Consider the following 11,750-nt stretch of genomic DNA (forward strand, 5'->3'; position numbering starts at 1 on the left):
GTCAGACGAAATCAGCCTGTATGATCGTATCCAACAGTTTCGTCAACACAGCCTTGTCGCTGTCCGACATATCTTGGAGAACTGTCCGGTTCAGCCCATCGGTCGCTGCTTCCACGTCTCTCTGAATCGCCATCGACTTTTGCGTAGTAGCCACCAAAATATTTCTGCGATTTTCAGGATCTACCGAACGTTCGATAAAACCCGCTTTTTGCATTTTATCCAAAATTCCAGATACAGTCGAAGCCTCTAAATGCATCAGTCCGCCAATCTGCTTTGGCGATAATTCCCCTTCGCTCCATAAACAATTCAAAACACCGTATTGAGCCGGCGTCAGATCATATTCTTCCAATAGCTTGCTGAAGTGTTTGAACACTTTGTTCTGGCTGACACTCAGCAAGAAGTTGATACACTCTTTTAATTCCATTTGATCTCCTCCATATTGACAGTATCCATCTTAGCATGTTAGGTTTTGTATTCAAACATTTTTGTCGCAGAACTATTCTGCAGAGAAAATGAACAGGAAGGGGCAATTTATTGTGAACTCATTTAAAGCCGTCAGAGTCAACGAGCAAGAAGACCAAGTAATATATGGGTTGGAAGAGGTCAATACAGATCAACTTTCCGAGGGAGATGTCTTGATCAAAGTCGCCTATTCTTCGATTAACTATAAGGATATGCTGGCCGTTCAGAAAAATTCAGGGGTAATCCGGAATTATCCTATGATCCCTGGCATTGATTTGAGTGGCACCATCGTCGATTCAAAAGACTCGCGCTTTACAGAAGGACAGGAAGTGATCGTGACAGGCTTTGCTATGGGCATGAGCCATACAGGAGGCTTTTCAGAATATGCACGGGTTCCTGCAGAGTGGATCGTGCCGCTGCCGGCTAATATGAGCTTGAAGGATGCCATGGTGTTCGGTACGGCTGGATTCACTGCCGCACTATCCATTCTTGCACTCGAGAAGAGCGGTATGGACGTGGCAGACAATCCGGCTGTATTAGTCACTGGCTCAACCGGCGGAGTCGGCAGCATCGCGCTGCAGATCCTGTCTAAAATCGGCTACAAGAACGTTTCCGCTTTGGTGCGGAAAGAGCATCAGGCCGAAGTCGCTAAATCATTGGGTGCAACGAATGTTATTTTTGCCGAGGAGCTCGGCGACGCCAAGAAGCCATTGGCCAAGACCCGATTCGACTATGTAGTAGATACGGTCGGCGGAGATGTGACTTCTGCATTGATCCCACAGATTTCTTACGATGGAAGCATGAGCATGTGCGGAAATGCTGGCGGACTTCAAGTAAGCACTACTGTGCTGCCGTTCATCCTCAGAGGCGTAAGCCTTCTTGGAATCGACTCGGTCAATGTGCCGATCGAGAAGCGCGGAAGCCTTTGGGAGAAGATGGCGGGCGACTGGAACATCACCGAAACGACGCTGGTAAACGAGATTTCACTTGAAGAGCTAACTGAAACAATTGATGCCATCAAAAATGGACAACATTTGGGACGAACTATCGTTAAGTTGTAACGGTCTTTCTCCAGGCAAAATACACAAAAAGCGGAAGGGCTGAAATCAGCCCTTCCGCTTTTTGCATTAGCATTTATTTTTTCCCCGCTTCTTTCCAATCATGCGACCCGCGGACCCAGCCGCCGATCACCGCGCCCATCGCCAGCATCGGCGAATCGAACTCGGTGTCCTCCATCAGCAGCAACTGATGCTCAAACGGCACAAGCAGCTTGTCCAGCACCAGGTTTTCCCGCAGTTTGACGTATTTTTTGGGACATTTCGGTGAAGTCGACGCCGCAAACTTGGAGCCCCGCTGCACCACGAATTTCTCGCTGCGGTAAAACCCGGTTGCATCCGCTCCGCGCTTCGAGGTGATAGAAAAGATGTCAGGCACAGCCTCGGTTTCCGGATAGAACTTTAGCATCCCCGATTCAAATGGATCAATGGTTTGTTCCTCACCGGTTTGGGCATCCAACTCCAGGAATTGATAAAGCTCGCCTTCTTGGGGGTGATAGATTTTCTTCACATAATACTCCTTCATTTTTCGTCCTCCTCTAAAGTAAGTTTGACTCTCGCTGGGATAGCGGGCGTCTGGTTACTGTAGAGATAGAAGAAGTTAGTGGAAAAGGATACAGGCAGGAAAAAATAAAGCAGACTAACAACCAAATCATAAAATTAACTTTCTTCACTGGAGATGTAATGATACAGCTTACTCTCCACCGTGTTTTCCAATGCTAACTGCATATGAACTACTGGAATATCTTTTGAATTTTTATCTTTCATTAACGCTTGTTCCACACTCGTCTTGTCCGGAAAAGCCTGCCCTAAATAGTAGAAATCGCCGCCTTCATCATCATCTTTTTTGATGAACAAATGAAGATCAATATTGTTTTCTGCAGCTCGAATAATTGTTTTTACTTCTGCAGACTCTAACGTACGGTTACTTCTTGTCGACCACGTGAAGATTTCCGGGCTGATAAAGCCTTCTGTGTATGCCACACTCGACTCAACTTCATCGTTTTTATGATAAGTAACGAAAATAGGACATGTACCATGCTTCGTTTTATACCCATAGATTGTCGAGCTTTCATCGCTTGTCCAATTCAATAGCCGGCAAGCATCTTTGCGAGTATATTTCTTATAGAGTGTCAGGGATTTATCGCATCTATAGCTTTTGCTTAATTCTTTTGCGCTCATGACAATATCCGTCAGCATCGCCTTGAAGCTTGGATTCCGCTCAATACTCTCTTGAATTTCTTCATTAAACTCGATACCAGTGGGTCCAAAGACCACAAGTGGTTTATTGCCATATTTTTTTTGAGACCCTTGATTGAAGAAACTCAAGTCCATGACCCGCTGCACCGAAGCTAAGGTTTCTGGATCAACAGAGCAATTATGAGCTCTTATAGATTGTTTAAATGCTTGCATTGTGACTTGGTCATTTTCCAGCAACAATTCGAGCAACAGGATTTCATGAAGTCGTTTACCATTCAGAATTTCCAAGGACAGCATCGTCAGCACCTGTTCTTCATAGACATTTACTAACGGATCAATCTCCTTAAGCTTCAATAAAAACTGATGGTAGGTTGTGTATTTTTGAACAATCACCAACGGATCGATTGAATTATTATGAATAAAATCCTGAAGCTGCGGGATCTTTCCGATTCTGTTTTTCAACTCAATATAAGCTTCGCGAAGAATCTTCATATCGCTTAAATTGCTCCTCTTAATCGCTGAGAACACGCGATTTTTCGCTACTTCTTCAAAATTTACAGTAGAAATCCCTTTGATGTAGCTTGTATCTTTCATTCGCCGGCGGATATTGTCTTTGTTGTGTGAGCGCTCACCAGACAAAGCGACAGGAATGAGGTAGTTATTCTTGTAATTCCCAATAAAATCAATGATCGTTACGAACTCTTTGGATCCATGCTTACGAAGTCCTCGTCCGAGCTGCTGGATAAAAATAATGCTCGACTGCGTTTGTCTCAGCATGACCACTTGATTAACGCTTGGAATATCGATTCCTTCATTAAAAATATCAACAGTCAAAATATAATCGATAATGTCATTTTCTAACCGTTCGACCTGCAGAATCCGTTCTTCCTGAGAATTTTGGCCGGTTAACGCGACCGTTTTTAATCCACGCCGATTCAGCTCTTCTGAAAGTTTTGTCGCTTCTTCTTTTCTGCTGCAAAACATGAGACCTCTTACTTTCTCACCCGAATGGCCGTAATAGTCGACCTTTTGTAGAAGATGATCAACACGTTCTTCTGTTATTAATTTCGAAAAAGCCGTAGCTTCGTCGATAACGCCTTCTTCATACTCCACATCCGTTACCCCAAAGTAATGAAACGGGCAAAGCATGTCTTCTTCTAGAGCTTCCTGCAAGCGAATTTCGTATGCCACATTGTAATCGAACAGCTCGTAAATATTGAAATCATCGGTGCGTTCAGGCGTAGCTGTCATCCCCATTAGAAACTTTGGTTGAAAATGCTCAATGACTTTCTGATACGATTTTGCTCCTGCTTTATGTACTTCATCAATTAGAATATAGTCAAACGCCTGCGGGTCTAGTTGACGGAGCGTTTCTTCCTTAGAAATCGTTTGAATGGTCGCAAACAAATAACGCGCATCCGTCTCCCTCAGGTTGCCCGATAGAATCCCAAAATCTTTCTCCATCCCACCTAATATTCGAATAAAGTCGGCTTTGGCTTTTTGAAGAATTTGTTCTCTATGAACGATAAACAACATTCTTTTTGGTGCAAAATCCCGTACGTCAAAAGCTGATAGGTAGGTTTTCCCCGTACCCGTCGCCGAAATCACTAAGCCTTTGTCATTCCCTGATTCTCGCACCGCTTTTATTTCTTGAAGAGCAGCTTTTTGCATTTTATTTGGTTTGATATGGATGGCTTCTTCTACCGGATTTTCTGTATACACTTCTGGAAATTCAGCCACGTTTACTAATTCTTTACGGTATTCGATTGGCACATATGATTGTTCATATCTTGTAATCCATTGTTCTGTCAGCGAGTGTGCGTTCTCCCACACTTCTTCAAATTGCTGATAGAAATGAGAAACCAATTCGCCGTTTTCATGCGAGCTCAACTTGACGTTCCACTCATAATTAACTTTTAAAGCTTGTGCTGTTAAATTAGAACTCCCAACGATCAAGGTTTGGTGTGTGTCATGAGAGAAAATATACCCTTTTGAATGAAAGCCTTTCATGCTCGATAATCGGACTTCCACATTGTTAATTTTCATGAGTTCTTTGAACACTTTTGGTTGATTGAAATTCAGAAAAGTCGAGGTTAAAATTCTTCCTTTAATTCCTTTCTGGTGAAGATCTGATAAATGGGTTTTTAAAGTCGCCAAGCCACTTTCAGTCACAAAAGCTACAGAAAAGAGAAACGATTGACAGCTGTCCAGCTCCTCAGTTATGGAATTCAATACCGTTTCATTTGTTTTCACATTATTGATCAGCAAAGTCGGCTTAAAGCGTTCACCGCTCGGTTTTGTTTGATCGATGAATCCTTTGTATATAGAGTCTTCTAAATTCTGTAGAAAATTCATTTCTGTCCCTCGCTTTTCTTAACTAACCCTATTATTTCTGGGCTTGATATGCCCGTTTTAATTTTTGAATCGCCGGTATATCTGCTGGTGCCCATTCTAGCTGCTCTAGTTGGTACGCTTCTAACCACCGAATTGCCATATGCTCTGTTAGCACCGGTGTGCCTTCGACTAGTTGGCAATAAAATGTGGTCAAATGCACAATTCCAAAATCGTATTCGTATACCGTGTGCTCTACTTGCTCCCCAATTTCCACATGGCAATGCATTTCTTCTTGAATTTCTCTTTGCAGCGCCTCTTCAGGCGTTTCCATTTTTTCAATCTTTCCACCGGGAAATTCCCACAGGCCAGGCAAGCTTTTTTCCATTCCTCGCTGTGCACATAAAATGTTGTTGCCGTCTGTAATTACTGCTCCAACTACATGTATATTTTTCTTCATAATCCTTCTTCACCTGCTTCTCGAAATTTAAAGTTACTCATAACAATTTAGCTTTTAATTCCCTTTATTCTAACATTTTCTCTTCACGAAGCATTCTTCTTTATTCATTAAATTGAAATATTTGTAAATACCCCTCTTAATGTGATGTGCTTTATCACCTGCAAAAATCTTTTAAAGATAAGGTTCTGATATCTCACACCCAAAAACCAATCTTCCTATTTCCCTGTAATATTCAATCTTTTTTGTTACACTTACAAAAAGGCCGAACTAATATGCCATTACCGAAAGGATTTTTTACTTTGAAGACCTACTGGCTTATCCTTGCCGTATTACTGATTAATCTATCTATACTTCTGGTCAATGATTATTTCCCGGGGACACTTGTTGAGCTTGGCATTCCTCAGTGGATATTGTTTGTAGTTATTGCGCTTATGGTCGTACTCAGTGCGTTCACACTCAAGCCGCAACGGGAAAAGAAACGTTATATGATCATTTTTCCCGTTCTGATGATTGTGGTGCCAGTGATCGTGCTGGCTGTCTTGACGGTGCTTGGCGGAGAATCCCATAATGGCATTTCGCTTACGAGTCCCTCCTTGTGGATCGCCGCTGCAGTGACGCTGTGGATTTTCTGGCTCGAATATGCCCGGACTTCCCCAAAAAAATCAGAGGATGTATAAGTTTTCTACTATCCATACGAAAAGGCCAAAGAAGCTTTGATCAGTTCTTTGGCCTTTTCGTATGGAGTTTTTGTTTTATCCGCCTGGTGGCGTGAAGGAAGCTAGCTACTGCGATGATCCTCCAACAGCCCCTGCAATTCCTTGACTACGTCTTGAGGAACTTTGCCTGTGACACCCGCGACCAGGTTCTCCGCCGCTTTCATAAGCATGGCTGCACGGGTTTTTTCGGTGGCCGATCCGATGTGCGGAAGCGCGACGACCTGCTCCATCTGCAAGAGCGGATTGTCCGGCGGGACCGGTTCCTGTTCGAAGACGTCGAGTCCCGCTCCACGGATTTCTCCCCTTTCCAAAGCTCTGATCAAGGCTTTCTCGTCCACCACTGCCCCTCTGGCACAGTTGATCAAAATCGCGCTGTTCTTCATCTTTTCGAATTGCTTTCTTCCCATCAGGTGGTGGGTTTCAGGCGTCAACGGCACGATCAAGACGACAAAATCGGATTTTTCCAAGAGTGGCTCCAGCTCGCTGTAAACAATGCCGTATTTTTCTTCGAGCGCGGGCTTCGGGGTCCGGCTGTTGTAAAGGACCTCCATTTCGAATCCGAACCTCGCTCGCCTGACAATCTTCTCGCCGATGCGGCCCATGCCGATAATGCCCATCGTCGCGTGGTGCACATCGATGCCGAATAATTGCCGGACATCCTTTTGTTTATCCCACTTGCCTTGTTTGACGTAGTTGTTGAGCTCCGGTACCCGCCTTGCAGTGGCAAGCACCAGGCTGAACGCCAGATCCGCCACCGTCTCATCCAGCACAAAAGGTGTATGTGTGCCAAGTACCCTGTACTGCTTCATGGCTTCCAGGTCAAAGGAATCGTAGCCGACTGCCGAATTGCTGATGACTTTCAACTCTGGTGCCCGCTCCAGCAATTCATGTGTAACAGGCGCATGCTGCACCAGCACCCCTTCCACATCCTTTATTTCTTCCATTAGGACATCCAGCGGGATCGCACCTTCCCCTTGCCATTTCCTGTAGTCACAATGCTCGCCGATGTATTCTTCCACTTCTTTTGAGACCTTTCGTGCAATATAAACTTTTGGTTTCATTCCGGGACCTCCTATTGAGTATAAAATCCAGTTTCCCTGTTCTATTTCAAGAATATTATAACAATGATAAAATGAAAGAAGTTACGAAAGGATGAGATGGATGGAAAAAGCCCCTAAATTCAAAGTAGCCGTCGTCCAAGCTGGCTCTGAAATCATGGACAAGGAAAAAGGCGTTTTGAAAACCGTTCGTTTGATTGAAGAAGCGGGAGCTCAAGGTGCCAAAATCATCGTCTTTCCCGAGGCGTTCATTCCCGCCTATCCGCGTGGCATGTCGTTTGGTGCAGTCGTGGGCAGCCGCTCCCCGGAAGGCCGAAAAGATTTTCGGCAGTATTGGGACAATTCCATCACCGCGCCAGGTCCTGAAACGGCAGTTATCGGCAAAGCAGCAAAGCAGGCGGGTGCTTATATCGTCATCGGCGTTATCGAGAAGGACGCTGCCGGCAGCCAAGGCACCTTGTATTGCACCGCCCTGTTTTTCGGTCCGGACGGTGAACTGCTCGGCAAACACCGCAAGCTGAAACCGACCGGCTCTGAACGGTTGATTTGGGGACAGGGAGACGGCAGTACACTACCAGTCTTTGATACGCCTTACGGACGCCTCGGTGCATTGATCTGCTGGGAGAATTATATGCCTTTGGCACGTGCGGCCATGTATGAAAAAGGCATCCAGATTTACGTCATGCCCACTGCTGATGCGCGGGACACGTGGACAGCGACCGTTCGCCACGTCGCTGCGGAAGGGCGCTGCTTTGTTTTGTCCTGCAACCAGTATTCGACAAAAGCCATGTATCCGGAAGAAATCTCGAACCGGGATGAATTCAAAGAGTTGCCGGAGGAAATGTCCCGAGGCGGCAGCTGCATCGCCGGTCCGTTGGGAGAACTGATTGTGGAACCGGTATACGGGGAAGAAACGATCCTCTACGCTGAACTCGACTTGGATCAGATCGCTGAAAGCCAGTTCGACTTTGACGTATCGGGCCATTACTCGCGTCCGGATGTTTTTCAGCTGTCGGTCAATGAGAAAGAGCAGAAGACGGTGGTTTGGGAAAAATAAACGAACGAAAAAGCACGGCCAAAACGTTGGTAATAAACGTTTCGGCTGTGCTTTTCATTTTCAACCCATATAGATGCCTCAGACTGTTCTAACCAATAACTGTTCAATGACCTGCTCCATTGCCTTGGGTTTCACAGTTGGGCCAAAACGATGGACCACATTGCCTTTTCGGTCGATCAGGAATTTCGTGAAATTCCACTGGATGTCGGAGCTTTCCAACATATCCCGATCTTCTTTCTGCCAGATCCCCGCATCGTCAAAGCCCTCATCTGCCGGAGCCTGTTCGCGTAGGTACTGATAAAGCGGATGGGCAGTTTCACCATTTACCTCAATTTTTTGGGCAAGCGGAAAGCTTACGCCATAGTTGATGGAACAGAATTCTGAAATTTCTTCATCTGTTCCCGGTTCCTGTCCGCCAAACTGGTCGCACGGGAAGCCGATGATTTCGAACCCGTTTTCTTTATGGGTGTTATACAACTCTTCCAATTCTTCATATTGAGGGGTTAATCCGCATTTACTGGCTGTATTCACAATCAGCAGGACCTCGCCCTGGAACTTCTCGAGAGGCAGTTCTTCCCTCTTCGATGATTTTGTGTGGAATGAATAAATCGACATGAATTTCCTCCTCTTTCATGGGCGCTGGACATCTCAGCTTTTTCCCTGGCATTGGCCGGTTCTGAAAAGCAGATGCTCCCATTTATCAATTGCTCTCTATAATTCTAGTATCCTTCTTTTTTGCAGCAGTTACAAACTTGATGTGTTGCCAGAGCAAAATCGACCGATAAATCCCTCACTATTCCTTATGCTGTTGGACAAAATATGCTCCATGTAATAGATCTGTACTCCGGTTTAATTTAATACCCCAAACATGCCCATTGCTTCGTGAATGATGAAGAGAGACAATTCTGTATGACCCCAAATGGCGTGGTTGTCGTTGGACGGGCACACGATATCGAATTTTACAGCTAATTTCTTCACCCTTGCGAATACTTATTTACAGACGCTCTACGAGTTTTCTGTCAAACTAAGTAAAACTGTCCTATAGCGTCTTTCAAAGGAGCCCTTTCCATGAAACCAATCATCCGCCCTCTCAGCACCCTGCTCATGGGTGGAACTTATTTGCTGTCTTTTTTTGTCCCTTTCCCTTACGCTACTTTCTTGATCAGCCTGTTCGCACTATTTGTGCTCGTTTCCTATTTTCCGTACCTTCCACGGACACCGAAGATCCTGATTTCGGTGTTGCTTGTTGCAGGTTTGTTGATGGATGCCAGTGGAGATGGATTGCGGGAATTTTTTCTCGCACTTCAGACCAACGCCAACCTTCTGGCGATTTTCATCTTTGTGCCCTTGCTGTCGATTCCGATTCAGCAGGGACAGTATTTGAAATACATAGAAGTTATTTTTGCCTACTATATCAAGAAAACGCATCACCTTTACCTGTTCACGACAGTGGCTGCCGGCAGTGTCGGTGCCGTCATGAACATTGGGACTCTTCCGATTCTCTACGATTTGACAGACACCCAATCGTTCAAGCCATTCGACGAAGTGCGCTTGAAGGCGTTGAGCAGAGGATTTGTGATGGCGTTTATGTGGTCGCCTTATTTCATCTCCATGGCCTTGGTGCTGTCCTATTTCGATGTCAACTGGCTGCAGCTTTTCCCGATCGGACTCGCTGTCACCGCCATCATGATGGGCATCGGATTTTTTCTGGAACGAAAAAACAGCAAGAAAATTCCCGAAGCCACCTCAGTCCAGAGTTCGGTGACTCTTGGGGCAGCCAAGCGAAAAGTGCTTGAGCTTGCCGTTATCCTGCTGGCTGTGACTGCCATTATTCTGTTTATCGAAAGCTTGGCGGATTTATCGGTGCTGACCATTATTCCGTTGACTGCGATTGCTGTCTCTGCCGTATGGTCATTGTTCCTTGGCACTCCGCGTGAACTTTTAGCGAGTTTTCAGGAATATATCCGCATCAAAGTCCCATCGATGGGGAACGAGTTGTCGATTTTCATCATTGCTGGCGCTTTTGGCACGGCACTCTTGAATAATGGAGCGGATGACTGGATCCGCTCTCTACTGGAAACCTTGAATATCACGCATGTCCTGATCTTGATTCCGGTGCTGGCCTTGCTGATGACCATTCCATCTTGGTTTGGCGTCCATCCAATCATTACAGCCGCCATTTTGGCCATCACCTTGAGCAATTCTCCGTTGTTTGTGGATGACCATCTGTATTTAAGCCTCGGCTTGCTGGCCAGCTGGATACTGGCCATTCTGACTTCTCCGTTTTCCGGACTGAACCTGTTGCTTGCGGCCATCAGCCGAAAGACGTCAGTCTATATCGCGTTTACGCTGAATTTAAAGTTCGCTTTATTGATCTGGATTGTCTGCTATTTGGTGATAGCAGCCCTGTATGCAATTCTTTGAAAAATGAGGAACCAATCATTTTGCAGCCTTGCTTGCGGACGGGGTGCCTTCTTTGAAGATCTTCTAACAGGTTCGCTAGCTGTCGATGGATACAAAAAAGGAAGAAAAGACGCCGTACAACAAGCGTCTTTTCTTCCTTTTTCTTATTTCTACTTTGGCCGTTCCAGCGAAAAGATCTCTCCAATTGCAGCATAGTTGGTTCCGGCCAAACGGCTGACTGCACCCAATCCTCTCGGGTCGATGCGGCCGTTTTCGTAAATGGCCTCATCCACATGGAACTGGACAATTTTGCCGATAAACAAATCGCTGCCGGGACCTTCGCCGCCGAGCTGCACGGATTCCACCAAGCGGCATTCCATGCGGATTTTCGATTCCTGGACACCCGGAACCGAAACCACTGCACTTGGCACCTGCGTCAGGCCCGCCATCTCCACTTCGCTTTCCGACGGCGGCAAAGAAGCCGCGGTTTCATTGATTTTGCCGACATTGTCACGGTCCACAATATGCACGACAAATTCGCCATTCCCATAAATATTGCGGGCTGTATCTTTCCTCTCGCCTGTGGGCCGCTGGATCGATAAGGAGACCATCGGCGGATTGGCAGAGACGATGTTGAAATAGCTGAAAGGCGCTCCGTTCACCACTCCTGACTCCGATTGCGTTGTGACGAATGCGATCGGCCGCGGGATGATCGAACCGACCAACAGCTTGTAGTTGTCGCGTTCCCCGTTTTGTTCCGGATCAATTAAAATCATATTTACCTGCTCCTTTGCTGATGGAATGTGTTGCATTAATAGTTTTCATTTGCCGATATTCCGCAAAACAGCTACGCTTGCCGCGGGCGTCTCCGCTATTTTGCTCCATATCTTTTATATAAACAGCGGAAATACACAAGCTCGCTTCTTTCTTACTACATTTCTCAGCGCCGGCGCGTCCATGGGCTAAGCGACGGATAAAAGCTGATTCTTTTATTTCCACTTATCTAAT

At 45.8% G+C, this 11,750-nt stretch carries 12 protein-coding genes; 4 read left to right on the forward strand and 8 right to left on the reverse strand.

Translation table 11 applies throughout. The features are described from left to right. Nucleotide 1: 1 nt before the first annotated feature. Entirely contained in the window at nt 2-424 is a 423-nt protein-coding gene (locus tag J7I83_RS05430) for a MarR family winged helix-turn-helix transcriptional regulator (protein WP_215099662.1), read from the reverse strand. A gap of 112 nt (nt 425-536) precedes the next feature. On the opposite strand from J7I83_RS05430, the gene J7I83_RS05435 reads away from it, so the two are divergent. After that, a complete protein-coding gene (locus J7I83_RS05435) occupies nt 537-1,523 on the forward strand; it encodes a YhdH/YhfP family quinone oxidoreductase (RefSeq protein ID WP_215099663.1) in 987 nt (328 codons plus the stop codon). Nucleotides 1,524-1,596: 73 nt separating this feature from the next. On the opposite strand, the gene J7I83_RS05440 is transcribed toward J7I83_RS05435, so the two are convergent. The 3 genes from J7I83_RS05440 to J7I83_RS05450 all read right to left on the reverse strand — a co-directional run bounded on the left by J7I83_RS05440 (nt 1,597) and on the right by J7I83_RS05450 (nt 5,508). Further along, nucleotides 1,597-2,043 carry a methionine sulfoxide reductase gene (locus tag J7I83_RS05440; protein WP_215099664.1) on the reverse strand — a complete coding sequence of 149 codons (447 nt, stop codon included), beginning with the start codon at nt 2,041-2,043 and terminating at the stop codon, nt 1,597-1,599. Between the two features lie 134 nt (nt 2,044-2,177). After that, nucleotides 2,178-5,072 (reverse strand): DEAD/DEAH box helicase, encoded by a 2,895-nt coding sequence (locus tag J7I83_RS05445; protein ID WP_215099666.1) that lies wholly within the window; start codon nt 5,070-5,072, stop codon nt 2,178-2,180. Between the two features lie 31 nt (nt 5,073-5,103). Continuing rightward, nucleotides 5,104-5,508: a (deoxy)nucleoside triphosphate pyrophosphohydrolase gene (locus J7I83_RS05450; RefSeq protein ID WP_215099668.1), complete on the reverse strand. Its 405-nt coding sequence runs from the start codon at nt 5,506-5,508 to the stop codon at nt 5,104-5,106. A 272-nt stretch (nt 5,509-5,780) separates the two neighbouring features. On the opposite strand from J7I83_RS05450, the gene J7I83_RS05455 reads away from it, so the two are divergent. Continuing rightward, entirely contained in the window at nt 5,781-6,185 is a 405-nt protein-coding gene (locus J7I83_RS05455; protein WP_215099670.1) for a hypothetical protein, read from the forward strand. Nucleotides 6,186-6,286: 101 nt separating this feature from the next. Here J7I83_RS05455 and J7I83_RS05460 read toward each other — a convergent pair whose 3' ends face one another. Then, entirely contained in the window at nt 6,287-7,285 is a 999-nt protein-coding gene (locus tag J7I83_RS05460; RefSeq protein WP_215099671.1) for a 2-hydroxyacid dehydrogenase, read from the reverse strand. 100 nt (nt 7,286-7,385) lie between these two features. On the opposite strand from J7I83_RS05460, the gene J7I83_RS05465 reads away from it, so the two are divergent. Continuing rightward, nucleotides 7,386-8,339, forward strand: a complete 954-nt coding sequence (locus tag J7I83_RS05465) for a carbon-nitrogen hydrolase family protein (protein ID WP_215099672.1) — start codon at nt 7,386-7,388, stop codon at nt 8,337-8,339. 78 nt (nt 8,340-8,417) lie between these two features. Here the strand turns inward: J7I83_RS05465 and J7I83_RS05470 are convergent, their stop codons facing one another. Further along, nucleotides 8,418-8,954 carry a glutathione peroxidase gene (locus J7I83_RS05470; RefSeq protein ID WP_215099674.1) on the reverse strand — a complete coding sequence of 179 codons (537 nt, stop codon included), beginning with the start codon at nt 8,952-8,954 and terminating at the stop codon, nt 8,418-8,420. Nucleotides 8,955-9,407: 453 nt separating this feature from the next. Between J7I83_RS05470 and J7I83_RS05475 the strand changes: the two genes are divergently transcribed. Next, the gene (locus tag J7I83_RS05475; protein ID WP_215099676.1) at nt 9,408-10,763 is read left to right on the forward strand and encodes a hypothetical protein; all 1,356 of its coding nucleotides are present in this window, start codon (nt 9,408-9,410) and stop codon (nt 10,761-10,763) included. A gap of 149 nt (nt 10,764-10,912) precedes the next feature. Here the strand turns inward: J7I83_RS05475 and J7I83_RS05480 are convergent, their stop codons facing one another. Beyond that, on the reverse strand, nt 10,913-11,518 hold the full coding sequence (locus J7I83_RS05480; protein WP_215099677.1) for a flavin reductase family protein: 606 nt from the start codon (nt 11,516-11,518) through the stop codon (nt 10,913-10,915). Further along, nucleotides 11,505-11,741, reverse strand: coding sequence for a hypothetical protein (locus tag J7I83_RS05485; RefSeq protein ID WP_215099678.1), 237 nt, complete (start codon nt 11,739-11,741; stop codon nt 11,505-11,507). The genes J7I83_RS05480 and J7I83_RS05485 overlap by 14 nt, the downstream gene beginning before the upstream one ends. Between the last annotated feature and the right edge of the window lie 9 nt (nt 11,742-11,750).

The organism is Planococcus sp. ISL-110, assembly GCF_018613575.1.
In the GTDB taxonomy this organism is placed as follows: Bacteria; Bacillota; Bacilli; order Bacillales_A; family Planococcaceae; genus Planococcus.

Bases quoted from the DNA above. Each gene is read 5' to 3' on its own strand.
- J7I83_RS05430 (WP_215099662.1), bottom strand. From the start codon at position 424: ATGGAATTAAAAGAGTGTATCAACTTCTTGCTGAGTGTCAGCCAGAAC.
- J7I83_RS05440 (WP_215099664.1), bottom strand. From the start codon at position 2,043: ATGAAGGAGTATTATGTGAAGAAAATCTATCACCCCCAAGAAGGCGAG.
- J7I83_RS05445 (WP_215099666.1), bottom strand. From the start codon at position 5,072: ATGAATTTTCTACAGAATTTAGAAGACTCTATATACAAAGGATTCATC.
- J7I83_RS05450 (WP_215099668.1), bottom strand. From the start codon at position 5,508: ATGAAGAAAAATATACATGTAGTTGGAGCAGTAATTACAGACGGCAAC.
- J7I83_RS05455 (WP_215099670.1), top strand. From the start codon at position 5,781: ATGCCATTACCGAAAGGATTTTTTACTTTGAAGACCTACTGGCTTATC.
- J7I83_RS05460 (WP_215099671.1), bottom strand. From the start codon at position 7,285: ATGAAACCAAAAGTTTATATTGCACGAAAGGTCTCAAAAGAAGTGGAA.
- J7I83_RS05465 (WP_215099672.1), top strand. From the start codon at position 7,386: ATGGAAAAAGCCCCTAAATTCAAAGTAGCCGTCGTCCAAGCTGGCTCT.
- J7I83_RS05470 (WP_215099674.1), bottom strand. From the start codon at position 8,954: ATGTCGATTTATTCATTCCACACAAAATCATCGAAGAGGGAAGAACTG.
- J7I83_RS05475 (WP_215099676.1), top strand. From the start codon at position 9,408: ATGAAACCAATCATCCGCCCTCTCAGCACCCTGCTCATGGGTGGAACT.
- J7I83_RS05480 (WP_215099677.1), bottom strand. From the start codon at position 11,518: ATGATTTTAATTGATCCGGAACAAAACGGGGAACGCGACAACTACAAG.